14 protein-coding genes and 1 pseudogene are annotated in these 15,524 nt (G+C 74.1%); 3 read left to right on the forward strand and 12 right to left on the reverse strand.

Annotation, left to right across the window (positions count from 1 at the left end; all coding sequences use genetic code 11):
* The first annotated feature begins 22 nt into the window (after window positions 1-22).
* Window positions 23-901, forward strand: a complete 879-nt coding sequence (locus QWJ13_RS17000; RefSeq protein WP_316525389.1) for a carbohydrate ABC transporter permease — start codon at window positions 23-25, stop codon at window positions 899-901.
* 192 nt (window positions 902-1,093) lie between these two features.
* On the opposite strand, the gene QWJ13_RS17005 is transcribed toward QWJ13_RS17000, so the two are convergent.
* From QWJ13_RS17005 to QWJ13_RS17015, 3 genes are all read right to left on the reverse strand, one after another.
* Complete coding sequence (locus QWJ13_RS17005) at window positions 1,094-1,702, reverse strand: DUF7691 family protein (protein WP_316525390.1); 609 nt, start codon at window positions 1,700-1,702, stop codon at window positions 1,094-1,096.
* Between the two features lie 110 nt (window positions 1,703-1,812).
* Window positions 1,813-2,577, reverse strand: a complete 765-nt coding sequence (locus tag QWJ13_RS17010) for a VOC family protein (RefSeq protein ID WP_316525391.1) — start codon at window positions 2,575-2,577, stop codon at window positions 1,813-1,815.
* 87 nt (window positions 2,578-2,664) lie between these two features.
* Window positions 2,665-3,306 carry an alpha-ketoglutarate-dependent dioxygenase AlkB gene (locus QWJ13_RS17015; RefSeq protein WP_316525392.1) on the reverse strand — a complete coding sequence of 214 codons (642 nt, stop codon included), beginning with the start codon at window positions 3,304-3,306 and terminating at the stop codon, window positions 2,665-2,667.
* Between the two features lie 64 nt (window positions 3,307-3,370).
* Between QWJ13_RS17015 and QWJ13_RS17020 the strand changes: the two genes are divergently transcribed.
* The gene (locus tag QWJ13_RS17020; protein WP_316525393.1) at window positions 3,371-4,048 is read left to right on the forward strand and encodes a hypothetical protein; all 678 of its coding nucleotides are present in this window, start codon (window positions 3,371-3,373) and stop codon (window positions 4,046-4,048) included.
* A gap of 95 nt (window positions 4,049-4,143) precedes the next feature.
* A complete protein-coding gene (locus QWJ13_RS17025; protein ID WP_316525395.1) occupies window positions 4,144-4,662 on the forward strand; it encodes a universal stress protein in 519 nt (172 codons plus the stop codon).
* A gap of 7 nt (window positions 4,663-4,669) precedes the next feature.
* On the opposite strand, the gene QWJ13_RS17030 is transcribed toward QWJ13_RS17025, so the two are convergent.
* The 9 genes and pseudogenes from QWJ13_RS17030 to QWJ13_RS17070 all read right to left on the reverse strand — a co-directional run.
* Window positions 4,670-6,298: an amidohydrolase gene (locus QWJ13_RS17030; RefSeq protein ID WP_316525397.1), complete on the reverse strand. Its 1,629-nt coding sequence runs from the start codon at window positions 6,296-6,298 to the stop codon at window positions 4,670-4,672.
* Window positions 6,295-7,140 (reverse strand): PaaX family transcriptional regulator, encoded by an 846-nt coding sequence (locus tag QWJ13_RS17035; protein WP_316525398.1) that lies wholly within the window; start codon window positions 7,138-7,140, stop codon window positions 6,295-6,297. Before QWJ13_RS17035 ends, QWJ13_RS17030 begins: the two co-directional genes overlap by 4 nt.
* A gap of 93 nt (window positions 7,141-7,233) precedes the next feature.
* Window positions 7,234-7,986: a maleate cis-trans isomerase family protein gene (locus QWJ13_RS17040; protein WP_316525399.1), complete on the reverse strand. Its 753-nt coding sequence runs from the start codon at window positions 7,984-7,986 to the stop codon at window positions 7,234-7,236.
* A 43-nt stretch (window positions 7,987-8,029) separates the two neighbouring features.
* Entirely contained in the window at window positions 8,030-8,923 is an 894-nt protein-coding gene (locus QWJ13_RS17045; RefSeq protein WP_316525400.1) for a fumarylacetoacetate hydrolase family protein, read from the reverse strand.
* A 17-nt stretch (window positions 8,924-8,940) separates the two neighbouring features.
* Window positions 8,941-10,083: a cupin domain-containing protein gene (locus QWJ13_RS17050; RefSeq protein ID WP_316525401.1), complete on the reverse strand. Its 1,143-nt coding sequence runs from the start codon at window positions 10,081-10,083 to the stop codon at window positions 8,941-8,943.
* Window positions 10,080-11,051, reverse strand: coding sequence for a carbon-nitrogen hydrolase family protein (locus tag QWJ13_RS17055; protein WP_316525402.1), 972 nt, complete (start codon window positions 11,049-11,051; stop codon window positions 10,080-10,082). The genes QWJ13_RS17050 and QWJ13_RS17055 overlap by 4 nt, the downstream gene beginning before the upstream one ends.
* A 3-nt stretch (window positions 11,052-11,054) precedes the next feature.
* A complete protein-coding gene (locus QWJ13_RS17060) occupies window positions 11,055-13,412 on the reverse strand; it encodes an oxidoreductase (protein ID WP_316525403.1) in 2,358 nt (785 codons plus the stop codon).
* A complete protein-coding gene (locus QWJ13_RS17065) occupies window positions 13,409-13,792 on the reverse strand; it encodes an acyl-CoA thioesterase (protein ID WP_316526003.1) in 384 nt (127 codons plus the stop codon). The genes QWJ13_RS17060 and QWJ13_RS17065 overlap by 4 nt, the downstream gene beginning before the upstream one ends.
* Window positions 13,793-13,825: 33 nt before the next feature.
* Window positions 13,826-15,436: pseudogene (locus QWJ13_RS17070) on the reverse strand (AMP-binding protein); the annotation flags it as partial.
* Between the last annotated feature and the right edge of the window lie 88 nt (window positions 15,437-15,524).

Consider the following 15,524-nt stretch of genomic DNA (forward strand, 5'->3'; position numbering starts at 1 on the left):
CCCGGCGAACCCCCTCGCTGCCGTGAAGCCGGCCCGGAGCACCCGCGGCGCCCGGAACACCCGGGGCCGGTGGCGGCTGGCCGCCAACACCGGCGCCGTCCTGCTGGCCGTGGTCACCGCCTTCCCGATCTTCTGGATGGTGCTCTCGGCCTTCAAGCCCAAGGGCGAGATCCAGTCGCTCGACCCGAAGCCGTGGACCGCCCACCCCACGCTGGAGAGCTTCCGTCAGGTGCTCAGCGTGGACGGCTTCGGCCGGTACTTCCTGAACAGCCTGGTGGTCGCGCTGTCGGTGGTGGTGCTGTCGGCGATCGTGGTCTTCCTGGCGGCCGTGGCCGTGACCAGGTTCCGGTTCAGGTTCCGCACCACCATCATGGTGATGTTCCTGATCGCCCAGATGATCCCGGTCGAGGCGCTGACCATCCCGCTGTTCTTCATGTTCCGCGACGCCGGGCGGTTCGCCCCCGGCATCGGGCTGAACACCCTGGCCTCACTGGTCCTGGTGCAGCTGGCGTTCTCGCTGCCGTTCGGGATCTGGATGATGCGCGGCTTCGTCGCGGCCGTGCCGGCCTCGATCGAGGAGGCGGCGCAGATCGACGGCGCCGGCCGGACCCGCATCCTGTGGCGGATCCTGCTGCCGCTGGTGGCGCCGGGCCTCGCCGCCACCAGCGTGTTCTCCTTCATCGCGGCTTGGAACGACTTCGTCTTCGCCAAGACCTTCATCATCAGCGCCACCCAGAACCAGACCCTGCCCTCGGCGCTGCTGGTCTTCTTCAAGCCGGACGAGAACGACTGGGGCGGCATCATGGCGGCGTCCACGCTGATGACCGTGCCGGTGCTGATCTTCTTCATCGCGGTGCAGCGCAAGCTGGTCTCCGGGCTGGCCGGCGCGGTGAAGGACTGACCTCCGCCGACCGAGGAGCACCCGGGAGTCCCGTCACCGTTCGGGACTCCCGCGGTCGTTCGGGACACGGCGGCTCGGAAGGGCGGCCGCTCAGCGAACGCGACCGCTCAGCGAACGCGGCCGCTCAGGAAACACGGCCGCTCAGCAAACGAGGCCGCTCGGGAAACGAAGCCGCTCAGGAAACGAAGCCGCTCAGGAAACGAAGCCGACGATGTCGCCGTCCTTCCAGCGCTGCGCGAGCCGGAGCCAGCCGACCACCTCCGCGACGGCCTCGGCCACCTCGCGCTCCGGCACGGGGGTGCGGCCCTCGCGCTCGGCCTGTTCGAACTGCTCCAGCGCCTCCCGGCAGTCCGCGGCCGACCAGGTGCCGCAGGAGGGCACGTCGCAGGAGGGCAGGTTGCCGGGCAGACCCGCGTACTGGAACTCCGCGACCGAGACGGCGGTGATCCCGTACGCCTTCAGGCCCTCGTCGACCACGTCCAGCCAGTTGCCCCGGAACGGGCCGAAGGAGTCGACCTCCAGGGGCTGCCCGACCAGCCAGCACAGCCGCCGGTACGCGTAGCCGTACTGGAAGGCGTGGTCCTCGTCCTCGGAGTAGGGACCGCCGTGCACCACGGCGCGCAGCGCCTCCCGGGCGGTCGGAGCGCCCTGCGCGATCTCGTCGGTGAAGTGCTCGTCGGACCTGTCCAGGGACGGGCCGAAGTACGCGAGGGCCTCGTCGACCGCCCCGTCGTTGCCGCTGCCGACCCGGGCACGGAGCTCCGCGGGGTCGACCAGGTACGCGCTCAGGAAGGAACTCATCCCAGCACCGTAGCGGTCGTGACGGACAGTCGGCCGGGCGGGGCCTCCGGGCGAACCAGCGTGCCTGATGGGCAAGTTGGCGGGACGGAAGGGAAGGATCCGGACCGGACTCAGGCGGCCGCCGCGGAGCCGCGGGCCGGGACGGCGACCAGCGCGAACTCCGCGCCGGCGTCGTCCCGGACCAGCGCGGTGCGGCCGAACGGCGCCGGGGCGGGCCCGGCGAGCACGGCGCCGCCGAGGGTGCGCAGCCGCTCCGTCGTACGGTCGGTGTCCTCGGTCGCGAAGTGGGCCAGCCAGCGCGCGGCCGCGCCCGTGCCCGGGGTGGCGGGGCCGATGCTGCACGCGGGGTGCCCGGCGACCCGGGCGAGGGTGTGGCCCGCCCGCGGCCGGTCGTAGGTGTAGCCGAAGACCCGGCGGTAGAACGCCCGGGCGGCGTCGGGGTCGGGGGAGAGGTGCTCGTTCCAGGCGAGCGCGCCCGGCTCGTCGACCAGCCCGGCGCCGTCGATGGTGCCGGCCTGCCAGAGTCCGAAGCGGGCGCCGAGCGGGTCCACGGCGAGCACGGCGCGGCCCTGTTCGGGCACCTCGTACGGCCCGCGGACCGGGCGTCCGCCGCCGGCCCGGACGGCGGCGGTGGTGCGCAGCGGGTCCGGGCAGGCGAGGAAGGTGGTCCAGGCGGCGGTCGGGTCGGCCGGGCGGGCCCGTTCGAGGGCCGCGACCTGGGCGCCGTACCGGGTGGCCACCGCCTCGGTGGGGCCGGTCGGGACGAACTTCCAGTCGAACAGCGCACCGTAGAAGGCCTGCGCCCGGGCGGTGTCCGGCGTCGAGAGCACGACCCAGCACGGGATTCCGGCGCGGTAGTTGCCCGGCTTCGGCATGCGGCCCTCCTGGCGGGTTCGGCGGCGGGCGCCCGGCGCCTTCGGCGCCTCTCGCCAGCCTCCGCGCCCGGCGGGTGCGCGGCAAGCTCAGGAGACCCCGTGCGGCCGGAACTGGATGCTGATCCGGGGGCCCACCGGGCGGGCCGTCTTGGGGATCGCGTGCTCCCAGGTGCGCTGGCAGGAGCCGCCCATCACCACCAGGTCGCCGTGGCCGAGCGGGTGGCGGACGGAGGCCGCGCCGCCGGAGCGGGGCCGCAGGGCCAGGACGCGCGGCTCGCCGACGGAGAGGATCGCCACCATGGTGTCCTCGCGGGCGCCGCGCCCGATCCGGTCGCCGTGCCAGGCCACGCTGTCCCGGCCGTCCCGGTAGTAGCAGAGGCCGAGGGTGCGGAACGGCTCGCCCAGCTCCTCGGCGTAGTGGTGGCTCAGCAGCGCCCGGGCCTGGCCGAGCACCGGGTGCGGCGGTTCGGCCCGCTCCGGGTAGGAGGCCAGCAGGCGGGGGACGTCGACCGTCCGCTCGTACATCTCGCGGCGCTCGGCCCGCCACGGCACGGTGGTGGCCAGCTGCTCGAACAGCTCGTCCGCCCCGTGCAGCCAGCCCGGCAGCAGGTCCAGCCAGGCGCCGTCACCGAGCGGCTGCCGACGCAGGCCGTCGAGCGGGCCGAGGCGGATGCCGCCGCGGTCCGCGTCGTCGAACAGCGAGGGCTGGAGGTGGACGGTGCCGTGCATGGGGCCAGGGTACGCCGCAATTCGAACGTGCGCTCGAATATGGGAAGAGTTCTAGGCTTCTGGCATGGCGATCAATGGCTTCGGGGTCACCGAGTTCCAGCTGGTGCTGCTGCGTCGGATGGCCGACTTCCAGCCCGGACTGGTCGAGGACGCGGTGCGGCGGCTCGGCGCCACCCGGACCTCGATGCGGGAGGCGAACAAGCGCTGGCAGGCGATGCTCCGCGCACCCGGGTTCCCGCGCGGCGCCGCCCGGTACACCGCCGTGCTCGGCCCCGCCGAGGCGAGCGCGCCGCGCCGGATCGGCGACCTCGCCTGCACCGTGCGGCAGTGGGCGCTGCCGCTCTGGCCCGAGCTGCGCTTCGAGATCCTGCTCGGCCCGGCGGAGATCCGCGGCCGGCTGCTGAACGAGTGGCTGGTGCGGGCGGCCGGCGCCCCGGCGCCCGCGCTGCGCACGCTGGCCGACCTCACGCCGTGGAGCTGTGTGGTGGGTGACGTCGGGGTCGCGTTCCCCCGTGCCGTGCCGCGTGAGGGGAGCGCGCCGACCAGGTTCCGGCTGGACTTCACGGCGCCGGACGCCGACGGGCGGCCGCGCTCGTGTCAGGCCGACTTCACCTGGGGGCTGCTCCAGGAGGTCCGACTGGTGGACGGCTCGGGCGGGGGCGGGCCGGGCCTGGAGGGTCGGGGCATGGACGGTCGGGGCATGGAAGGCCGGGGTATGGGTATGCCGGGCGATGCAAGGTGATATTCAGTGAATGCCTTCGATTTGCAGGTCAAGCGAACGGTGTGGCAGCTTAATCGCAGACATCGAAGAGATTTGACATCGGAAAGCGAAGGATCATGTCGGACGGCGCCCGCGTCATCGTCGGAGTCAGCGGCTCACTGCACAGCCTGACCGCCCTGCACCGGGCGGCGGAGGAGGCCAGGGCCCGGCAGGCCGTCCTGGTCCCGGTGCTCGCCTGGACGCCGGTCGGCGGCGAGCGCAACTACCGTGCCCGGCCGTGCCCGCCGCTGCTGCGCGCCTGGCAGGAGCTGGCCGAGGGGCGGCTGGAGCAGGCGCTGGGGCAGGCCTTCGGCGGCCTGCCGATCGGCCTGCCGTCGCAGCCGATGGTCCTGCGCGGCGAGGCCGCCGCCGTGCTGACCGGACTCGCCGACCGCCCGGACGACCTGCTGGTGGTCTCCAGCGGCGAGCAGGGCGGCCTGCGGACCGGGCTGCGTCGTGCGCTGCGCCGCTCGGTCGCCCGGCAGTGCCTCAAGCGGGCCCGCTGCGGGGTGCTCGTCGTCCCGCCGTCCACGCTGCACGAGGACCTGCGCGCGCTGCACCGCGGCATCGACCTGCGGGAGCTCGCCGCAGCCTGACCATCCGTCACATGTGGTGCACGGTGCGACCGTTGACCACCGTGCGGCTGGGAAGCAACTCGCGCAGCGCGTCCGCCGGGCAGTCCAGCGGATCGAGCGGCCACACCGTGAGGTCGGCGTACGCCCCGGGGCGCAGGCTGCCGCGCACACCGCTCTCGCCGGTCAGTCGGGCCGCGTTCACGGTGTGCAGCGCGACCGCCTCGGCCCGTCCGATCGCGTGCTCCGGGCCGATCACCCCGGCCGTGGTGTCCCTGGTCGTCATGCCCCACACCGACACCATCGCGCCGTACGGGCCGACCGGGAAGTCCGAGCCGCCGGTGAGCAGCGCCCCCTCGTCCAGCCACTCGCGCAGCGGGAAGAGCGCGGCGGTGCGCTCCTCGCCCCAGGCCCGCTGCTGGGTGAGCGCGCCGTCGTGCAGCAGCGGGTGCTGGACCGTCACCGGGACGCCGAGCGCGATCGCCCGGGCCCGCTGTTCGGGGCGGGCCAGGCCGCCGTGCTCGACCACCAGGGTGCCGGGCGGCAGGCCGGGGCGGCGCTTGACCACCTGCTCGAAGACGTCCAGCAGTACGCGCAGTCCCCGGTCCCCCCAGGCGTGCACGCCGACCCGCCAGCCGCGTCCGACCACCCGGTCCACCGCCGCGAGCAGCTCGACCGGCTCCCAGAGCAGTCGGCCGTGGTAGCACGGCTGCCCCTGGTAGGGCTCCTCCAGCGCGCCCGCCTCGAAGCCGCCGTCGATGCCGAACTTGACGCCCCACAGGCTGAGTCGGTCGTCGTCCCGGCCGGCGGCGCGCCAGGCGTCCATCCGGTCCAGCAGCGCGTCCACCTGCTCGGGCGTACGGGCCGCGAAGCCGGACACCAGGGCCCGGACCCGGACGGCGAGCGCGCCCTCGGCCCGGGCGGCGTCCAGCACGTCGAGGTCCTCGACGGGGACGAGGCAGTCGCGGACGGTGCCGATCCCGGTGGCGGCGAAGGCGGCGGAGGCGGCGCGCAGGCCCTCGATCCGCTCGGCGAGGGTGGGGCGTGGCAGCACCCGTTCGACCGGCTCCACCGCCCGGTTGACCAGTCGGCCGGTGAGCCGCCCGTGCTCGTCGCGCTCGATCACGCCGCCGGGCGGCGCCTCGGTGGCCTCGGTGATCCCGGCCAGCCGCAGCGCCGCCGAGTTGAGCACCATGTTGTACGCGCCGCGCCGCACCAGCACCGGGTGGTCGGCGGTGGCCGCGTCCAACTCGGCGGTGGTGGGCATCCGTTGCTCGGTCAGCAGCGCCTCCTGCCAGTTGACCGTGGTGTGGATCCACTCCCCGGCGGGGGTGCGGGCGGCGCGCTCGCGGATCAGGCCGAGGAACTCGGTCAGGTCGCGGGCCCGGTGGACCGGCACCCCGTGGACGCTCTGGGCGGCCAGGACCAGGTGGGTGTGGGTGTCGTCGAAGGCGGGCAGCACGGTCGAGCCGGGGGCGTCCACCACCTCGGTGTCCGGCCCGATCAGGGCGTCCAGTCCGTCGGGCGCGGGGGCGAGAGCGGTGATCCGGCCGCCGGTGACGGCGATCGCGCGACGCGGCGGCTCGCCGGGCACCAGGGTGTGCACGGCGGCGGCGCGGATCAGCAGCCCGGCGGTCGAGGCGGGGGCGGGGTCGGTCATTGCGGCTCCTGGGGACGGCGGGACTGCCCGGTGACCTTCTCGACGTACCGCAGGCTGGGCCCGGCGAGCAGTCCGTGCAACTCGGTGAACACCGCGCGGGCCGGCACCGCGTTCCAGCCGGCGGGCAGCAGCTGGGCGGGCAGCCCGGGGTCCAGGTACGGCAGCCGGCGCCACTGGGTGAGCATCGGCACGTAGTCGCGGAACGCCTCGGCCGGGTCGACCGGCGAGCGCCCGCGCAGCTCCTCGGCGGCCGGGCGCCAGGTGCCGACGAAGGCCGCGTACTGCGCCTCGATCGCCGGGAGGTCCCACCAACTCGCCACCGCCGTACGGAGATCGGCGAAGCCCGCGTACTCGGCGGAGAGGAACAGGTGGACGTAGGCGCTCAGCCCGAGCCGGTCCAGCAGCCGGCGGGCGTCCGGCAGCAGCCGGGCGGGCGCCAGCCAGACCCCGGGGGCGGCGTTGCCGAAGCCGAGCCAGCTCAGCCGGGAGCGCAGCTGGTGGCGGTGGGCGCGGGCGGACTCGGGGACGGAGAAGACCGCCACCACCCAGCCGTCCGCCAGTTCGGCGGGCCCCAGGCTGTGGAAGATCCGCCGGTCGCCCTCCTCGAAGACCGGCTCCATCGCCGGCGCGAGCCGGTACCCGGTCCCCGCGCGGCGCTCCTGGAGCAGGGTGCCGGCCTTCTTCAGCCGGGACGTCGCCGAGCGGACGGCCGGGCCGTCGACGTCCAGCTCGGCCAGCAGCGCGATCAGGTCGGCGATGGATATCCAGCCGCCGAGGCGGCGGACGAACTCGCCGTAGACGGTGTGGATCAGGGAGCTGGGCCGGGTGGTGCTCTCGGACATGCGCGGGCCCTCCTCCCCGACGGTGGTGGCGATCATAACGAGAGTGCCGGTCCGAGGGCGTGGGTTCCTGCCTTCCCGGGCGCCCGAGCCGTCCTACGCGTACGCCCCGGAGAGCAACTGCCCGGCCCCCGGGGCGAAGGCGGGCAGGCCGAGGGCCCGCAGGAGCTGGTGGGTGGTGCAGACGGCGGCCGAGACCACCGGCTTGCCCAGCTGCTGCTCGGCCTCCTCGACGGCGGACAGCGAGGGCAGCTGCACACAGGCCGAGAGCACCACCGCGTCCGCCTCGGTGTAGGCGAGACCGCGGGCGATCGCGGGCAGCTTGGCCGGATCGTGGGCGGCCACGTCGAGGTTGTCGGCGATCTCCAGGGCGGCGTGGTCGAGCACCTCGATGCCCTCCGCGGCGAGGTATTCGACCACCGTCCGGGCCAGCGGCCGCAGGTACGGGGTGACCATGGCCACCTTCGCGGCCCCGAGTTCGTGTAGCCCGGCGACCAGGGCCCCGGCGCTGGTGACCACGGGCGCGGGGGCACCGTTCTGGACGGTGCGCAAGTGCAGCCGCCGCTCGGCGTCGCGGTGGTAGCCGGGGCCGGCGGCCATCACCGCGACCAGGCAGGCGTAGCCGAGCACGTCCACCCGGGCGTCCGAGAGCTCGGCGGCGCAGCGGTCGGACTCGGCGTCCATGGCGCGCAGTTGCTCGGGGGTGACCCTGGTCATCCGCATCCGGCTGGAGTGGAAGGTGAACCGTTCGGGGGCGACCGCCTCGCGGGCCCGCAGCAGGGCGGGGACCTCGGTCTCCATGGTGACGTTGGAACTGGGGACGATCTGGCCGATCCGGTAGGTGGTCATCGGGCGGGGCTCCTCTCAGCGGGCGTCGATCACCGGGCGTCGATCATCGGGCGTCGATCACCGGGTTGGCGAGCGTGCCGATCCGCTCGATGGTGGCCTCGACCAGGTCGCCGGGCTGGAGGAACTGCGGGGGCACCATCCCGGCGCCGACGCCCGAGGGGGAGCCGGTGGCGATCACGTCGCCCGGTTCCAGGGTGATCCCGGAGGAGATGTCGGCGATCAGCCGGGCGACGCCGAACAGCATGTGGCGGGTGTTGGAGTCCTGCCGCAGCTCGCCGTTGACCCGCAGCGAGAGGTCGAGCCGCTGCGGATCCGGGATCTCGTCGGCCGTCACCACGACCGGGCCGAACGGCGCGTAGCTGTCCTGGCCCTTGGAGAAGAACCACTGCCCGGAGCGGCGCTGGTCGCGGGCGCTGATGTCGTTGACGATGCTGTAGCCGAACACGTGCCGCAGTGCGTCGGCCTCGGCCACCCGGAAGGCGGATGTGCCGATCACCACGGCGAGTTCGCACTCCCAGTCGAGCTGCTTGGTGAGGTGGGCGTTGTGCAGGATGGGTCGGCCGGGGCCGGTGACGGCGGTCGAGGGCTTGCTGAACAGCACCGGGCGGTCCGGCAGTTCGCGGTCGGTGTCCAGGCTGCGGTGCGCCTCGGCCACGTGCTCCACGTAGTTGAGCCCGACGCCGACGATCTTGCCGGGGCGCAGTGGCGCGCACAGCGAGACCTCGGCGAGCGGCCGGGTGGGCGGGACTGCGGCGAGCAGCGCGTGGACGGTGGCCAGGGCGGGCCGCCCGGCGCGGATCAACCCGAGGAGGTCGGCGGGGAGCCGGACTCCGGCGGCGGTGGCGAGGGCGGTCAGGTCGGCGATCCGGTCGCCGTCGAGCCGGGCGCCGAGGCGGGGGGTGTCCTCGCCGTCGGCGCGGAAGGTCAGCAGCTGCATGGCGGTGGGCTCCCTGGTCAGGCGGTCGTGGTGGGCTGGTGCCCGTCCGGGTGGGTTTCCTCGCGGTGGAGGCCGAGTGAACGGGTCAGCGGGAAGTCGTCGAAGGAGAACAGGCAGGCGTCCTCGCCCTGGTCGAGGTTCGCGTGCTCGTGCCAGGCCCAGGACGGCACGACGAAGATGTCCCCCTGCCGCCACTCGAAGCGATGCCCGGCGACCACCGAGACGCCGTGCCCCTTGGCCGCCGTGTAGACCACCGAGCCGGTGTGCCGGTGGGCGCGGGTGGCCTGGCCCGGGCGCAGCAGTTGCAGGTGGGCGGACATGGTCGGCATCACCGGGCCGCCGGTGACCGGGTTGGTGTACTCCATGATCACGCCCTCGTAGGGCGAGCCCTCGGTGGCGCGGGCGAGCCGGGCCAGCGCCTCGTAACTGGGCTCCCAGGGCCAGCCGAACAGCGGCGAGTAGGGCCTGGTCCACTTCTCGACGCCGTACGGCAGCAGGTTGGCGCCGTAGCTGAGCAGTGAGGAGTTGATGACCGGCCCGGGCCGCTGGTGGAGCTCGGGGTGGACCTCGTAGAAGTTGGCGTCGAGCGTGTTGACCAGCGGGATGTCCAGGCCGTCCTGCCAGATCACCGGGGCGTCGTCGGACTCGTTCCCGTGCTCGTGCCAGGTGTTGTTGGGGGTGATGGCGAAGTCCCGCGGGCCGACCTTCAGCTTCTGCCCGTCCACGATCGTCCAGGCACCGGTGCCCTCGTGGACGAAGCGCAGGGCGGAGGCCTGGTGACGGTGCGCGGTCATCGCCTCGCCGGGGCCCATGATCTGGAGGCCGGTGTACAACAGGCCGACGGCGGCGCTCAGTTCGCGCCGACCGGGGTTCACCAGCATCACCACCCGGCGCCCCGCGTCGTCGGCCTTCACCAGGGGCAGCGCCTTGCCCACCAGTGGACGGAGGTCGGCGTAGCGCCAGAGCACCGGGACGGACTTCGGCTGGGGGTACCAGGGTTCGATCTCGTTCGCGACCGTCCACAGGGCGCCGGCCTGGTGCTCCGCCAACTCCTCGTAGTAGGCGAGTAGTTCGGGGCTGTCGGTGACCCGGGCCCGGCCGATCCGGTCGTCGTCGGTGAGCGGATCGCCGTGGTGCGGGGTGCTTTCGAGGCTGGTCACGCCTGCTCCTCGGGGAAGACCAGCGGCCGCAGCGGACGGTCGTCCACGTGCAGCCGGAAGACGTCGAAGCGGTTGTAGTGGCCGACGATGTCGTGCATCTGCTTGGGCTGGACGCAGCGGCCGAGGTCGATCTCGGCGTAGACGATGCCCTCCTCGTCCACCAGCGGATCGGTGACGGCACGGCCGTCCGGACCGAAGATCCCGGACAGGGCGCTGTGCGGGCGGGCGAGTTGCTTACGGACCCGCGGGTCGTCGCCGGCGAGCTGCTCCACCATCTCGGGCGAGATGGTGGAGCAGGAGACGACCGAGAACACCTTGCCCTCGAAGCAGTGGGCGGCCGTGCGCAGCGCGATCGAGTCCGCCATGTCGTAGTCCTCGGGGCCCACCGGCAGCGCGATGTAGCAGGCGGCGTGGACCAGTTCGCCCTGGGCCAGCAGGGTGAAGCGGGCCAGCGGGTTGGTGTTCTCGCCGCAGGCCAGCGCGCCGAGCGGGCCGACGCTGGTGGGGTGCACCTTGAGGGTGCTGCCGTCGCCCTGCGCCCAGGTCAGCTTCTCGGCCCAGGTCGGCACCAACTTGCGGTGCGCGCTGAGCAGTTCTCCGTCCGAGCCGATGATCAGCAGGGTGTTGTACAGCGTCCCGAGGGCGGGCCGGCCGCGCTCGCAGATCCCGATCACCAGCACCACGCCGGCCTGCCGGGCGGCGGCGCACAGGGCGTCGACGTGCGGACCGGGGACGTCCACGGCGGCGCGGTACAGGCGCTCGAACCAGGGCGAGCCCTGCACCGGGTTCATCGTCCAGTTCCAGTACGGGTAGCCGGGGACGAAGACCTCGGGGAAGACGACCAGTTCGGCGCCGCGGCGGGCCGCCTCCTGGACCAGTGCGACGGCCTTGTCGACGGTGGCGGCCGGATCCAGGTAGACCGGGGAGGCCTGCACGGCGGCGGCGGTGAAGCGGGGCAGGTGGGGCATCCGTCACTCCTCGGGAAGCGGTGGTGACCAGCGGCGGTGGACGGGCGCGGGCGGCTCGCGCAGCAGGTGCAGGCGCGGGGCGACCCGGTCGGCGTTCGGGCCCGGCGGCTTGCGGCTGCCCGCCCGCCAGGGCTCGGGCCAGCGGGCCCCGGGCCCGGTGTAGCCCTGTTCGGCGGCGGCGTGCAGCGTCCAGAGCGGGTCGTACAGCTGCGCCCGGCCGACCGCGACCAGGTCGGCCCGCCCGGCCGGCAGGACGGAGTTCGCGTCGTCCGGCCCGGAGATCGCGCCGACCGCGATGGTGGGCAGGCCGGTGGCGGCGCGGATCAGCTCGGCGAAGGGCGTCTGGTAGCCACGCCCGTACGGCGGCCGCTGGTGCGCCACCACCTCGCCGGTGGAGACGTCCAGCGCGTCGGCCCCCGCCTCGGCGAGCGCCCGGCAGATCGCCACGGCCTCCTCCTCGGTGGTGCCGCCGGGCGCCCAGTCGCTCGCCGAGATCCGCACCAGCAGGGGCCGGCCGGCCGGCCAGACGGCGCGCACCGCGGTCAGCACCTCCAGGGGCAGCCGCAGCCGGTTCGCGAGCGGGCCGCCGTAGTGGTCGGTTCGGTGGTTGGTGAGCGGCGAGAGGAAGGAGGAGAGCAGATGGCCGTGTCCGAACTGGAGCTCCAGCGCGTCGAACCCGGCCCGGCCGGCGCGTTCGGCGGCGGCCGCGAAGTCCGCGGTGATGGAGGTGAGTTGGATCTCGCTCGCCTCGTGCGGCACCGGGCTGTCGGCGTCCCACGGGATGGCCGAGGGCGCGGTCAGCGGCCAGCCGTCGGCCAGCGGGCGCCCGATGCCGTCCGGCCCGGGGGCGGCGGTGGCGCCGCGGCGGCCGGCGTGGGTCAGCTGGATGCCGACCGGGGTGTCGCTCACCGACCGGACAGCGTCCAGGAGTTGGCGCCAGGCCGCCTCCTGGTGGTCGGTCCACAGGCCCGGGCAGCGGTTGGTGGCCCGGCCCTCGGGGTCGACCGCGGTCATCCCGGCGAGGACGAGCCCCGCGCCGCCGAGCGCGTGCCCGGTCAGCTGAGCCCGGTCGAAGCCGCTGGGCAGCGCGTCGGGGGAGGTGAAGGTGGCCAGCGGGGGCACCACGATACGGTTGCGCAGCTCCAGCGCGCCCAGTTTCAGTGGCCGGAACATCGGCGGCACCCCGGGTGAGCCGCCGAAGGCGGTGTCCACGGCGTCCACGAAGGCCCGGTCGCGGGCGCGCAGGTTGCCGTAGGTGACCCGCCGGCTGCGGGTGAGCAGGTTGAAGGCGAATTGGTCGGCGCCCTGCCCGGTGCGCCGCCCGATGGTCTCGAACCACTCCAGGCTGGCCTGCGCGGCGCGCTGGGTGGACTCCACCACCGGGCGCCGCTCGGCCTCGTAGGACTCCAACGCGCTGTCCAGGGTGGGATGTTCGCTCAGCGCTGCGGCCAGGGCGAGGGCGTCCTCCAGGGCGAGCTTGGTGCCCGAGCCGATCGAGAAGTGCGCGGAGTGCGCGGCGTCGCCGAGCAGCACCGTGTTGCGGTGGCGCCAACTCCCGTTGCGGACGGTGGTGAAGCGGATCCAGCGGGAGGCGTTGGGGATCAGCCGGTGGCCGTCCAGGTGGCCGGCCAGCAGCTCGGCGCAGCGCCGCACGCTGGCCAGGTCGCTCTCGCCGCGCGTCAACTCCCGGGCGGCCAGGGACTCGAAGCCCGCACGGTGCCAGGCGTCCGCGGCCGCTTCGACAATGAAGGTCGAGCGGGTGGCGCTGTACGGGTAGGCGTGCACCTGGAGGACGCCGAAGTCGTACTGCTCGACGATGAAGGTGAAGGCCTCGAAGACCTTGTCGGTGGCGAGCCACATGTAGCGGCAGTGGCGTTCGTCCAGCTCCGGGCGGAAGGCCTCCGGATGGGCCGCCCGGGTGCCGGAGCGGATGCCGTCGGCGGCCACCACCAGGTCGTACTCGGCGGCCAGTTCGTCCACCGGTGGGGCGGGGGTGCGGTAGCGCACGTCCACCGCCAGCTCGGCGCAGCGCCGCCGCAGGATGGCGCGCAGCCGGTTGCGGTCCAGGGCGGCGAAGCCGTGGCCTCCGCTGGTGCGCACCTCGCCCGCGTAGCGGACGTCGATGTCGCTCCAGCGGGCGAACTCGGCGCTGATCGCCGCGAAGACCCGCGGGTCGGCTTGGGCGATGCCGTCCAGGGTCTCGTCGGAGAAGACCACGCCGAAGCCGAACTCGTCGTCCCGGCCGTCCCGTTCGAAGACGGTGAGCTCCCGTTCGGGTGCCAGCTGCTTGGCCAGGGCGGCGAAGTAGAGCCCGCCGGGCCCGGCGCCGATCACCGCGATCCGCCGGGCCACCGCGGTCATGCGAGCACCTCGGGGCGCTGCGGCCCGGCCTCCGCCAGGGTGCGGCGGACCTGCGCGGGCCACGGCACGGCGCCCGCCTCGTGCGGGGCGGCGTGCACCACCGACATCCGCCCGCTCGCGGCCAGCCCGTGTGGGCCGTACACCTCGAAGGCGTAGTGCAGTGAGGAGCCGCCGACCCGGACCACCCGCAGCTCGGTGCGGACCAGGTCGCCGAACCAGAGCCGCTCGCGGTAGTCCGCCTCGAAGTGCACCCGGGGTATCCGCCCGAACAGCTCCGCCAGCCCGAGCCGGCGCAGCAGCGCGGCCTCCGCCGCCTCGGCCCAGCGCTGCACGGCGGAGAAGTGGTAGTGCCCGGCGGCGTCGGTGTCGGACCACTCCACCCGGCGCTCGATGGCGACGCTGGCCGGGGTCAGTGCGGCCCGTCGCCGCAGCTCGGCGCGGTGCAGCTTGCCAGTCGCGGTGCGCGGCAGCTCGGGCACGAACTCGACCGCCCGCGGGTACTTGTACGGCGCGATGGCGCCCTTGACGTGCTCCTGGAGCGCGCGCACCGTCTCCGGGCCGGCCGGGACGCCCGCGCGCAGCACCACGTACGCCTTGACCACGGTGCCGCGCCGCTCGTCCGGCGCGCCGACCACCGCGCAGTCGGCCACGTCGGGGTGGGCGGCCAGCGCCTGCTCCACCTCGGGCCCGGCGATGTTGTAGCCGGCCGAGACGATCATGTCGTCATGGCGCGCCCGGTACCAGAAGTAGCCGTCGCCGTCCCGGACGTAGGTGTCGCCGGTGAGGTTCCAGCCGTCGCGGACGTAGTCGAGCTGGCGCTCGTCGTCCAGGTAGCGGCAGCCGGTCGGGCCCTTGACGGCGAGCAGCCCGGGTTCGCCGTCCGGCACCGGGCGGCCCTGCCCGTCCAGCACCGTGGCCCGGTAGCCGGGCACCGGCTTGCCGGTGGCGCCGGGGCGGATGTCCTGCCCGGCGGCCGAGACGAACACGTGCAGCAGCTCGGTGGCGCCGATGCCGTCGATCAGCCGCCGCCCGGTGGCCGCGTGGAAGGCCTGTCCGACGGCGGCTGGCAGTGGCTCGCCCGCCGAGACGCAGCACCGCACCCCGGCCAGCCGGTCGGCCAGCCCGGCGGCGAGGATCGTCCGGTAGGCGGTCGGCGCGGTGAACAGCACGCTCACCCGGTGCCGGCGGACCTGTTCGGCGAGCTGCTCGGGGGTGGCCTGCTCCAGCAGCAGACCGGCGGCGCCCGCCCGCAGCGGGAAGACCAGCAGGCCGCCGAGGCCGAAGGTGAAGCCGAGCGGCGGGGTGCCGGCGAACAGGTCCTCGGGAGTGGGGTGCAGCAGGTGGCGGGAGAAGGTGTCGGCGATGGCGAGCACATCGCGGTGGAAGTGCAGGGTGGCCTTGGGGCGGCCGGTGGTGCCGGAGGTGAAGGCGATCAGCGCGACGTCGTCGGCGGCGGTCGGGACGGCGGTGAAGCCGGCGGGTGTGGCCGCGCAGCGGGCGGTGAGGTCCTCCGGGCCGGTACCGCCGTAGGGCAGGACGCGCAGCCCGGGGGTGTGCGCCCGGTGCAGTTCGGCCAGGAAGCGGTGGTCGCACAGGGCGACGGCGGGCTTGGCGATGCCGCACAGTTCGCTCAGTTCGGCGGCCCGCAGCAGCGGCACGGTGGTCACGGCCACCCCGCCGGCCTTCAGGACGCCGAGCCAACAGGCGGCCAGCCAGGGGGTGTTGGGGCCGCGCAGCAGGACCCGGTTGCCGGTGGCGAGGCCGAGGTCCTCGGTCAGCAGGCGGGCGATCCGGTCGGCGCGGTCGCGCAGTTCGCCGTAGGACCACCGCTCGGTGGCGGTGAGCAGGCAGCGGCGGTCCGGGCCGAGGCGTTCGATGGTGTCGTCGAGTAGTGCGGCGGCGCAGTTCAGGCGGTCGGGGTAGGCCAACTCCGGGAGTTCGAAGAGGAGTTCCGGCCACTGCTCGAAGGGTGGGAGGTGGTCTCGACAGAACGTGTCCACGTGCGCTGAGGGGGAGAGCTCCATGGGCGGGCACCTCATCGTGCGAGCGGGAGTGAGGCCAGTATGGCGTGTCGGTGACGCCAGTCAAGAGAGCGATACATGCATTCGGGCG

It is taken from the genome of Kitasatospora brasiliensis, assembly GCF_032654805.1.
Classification (GTDB): Bacteria; Actinomycetota; Actinomycetes; order Streptomycetales; family Streptomycetaceae; genus Kitasatospora; species Kitasatospora brasiliensis.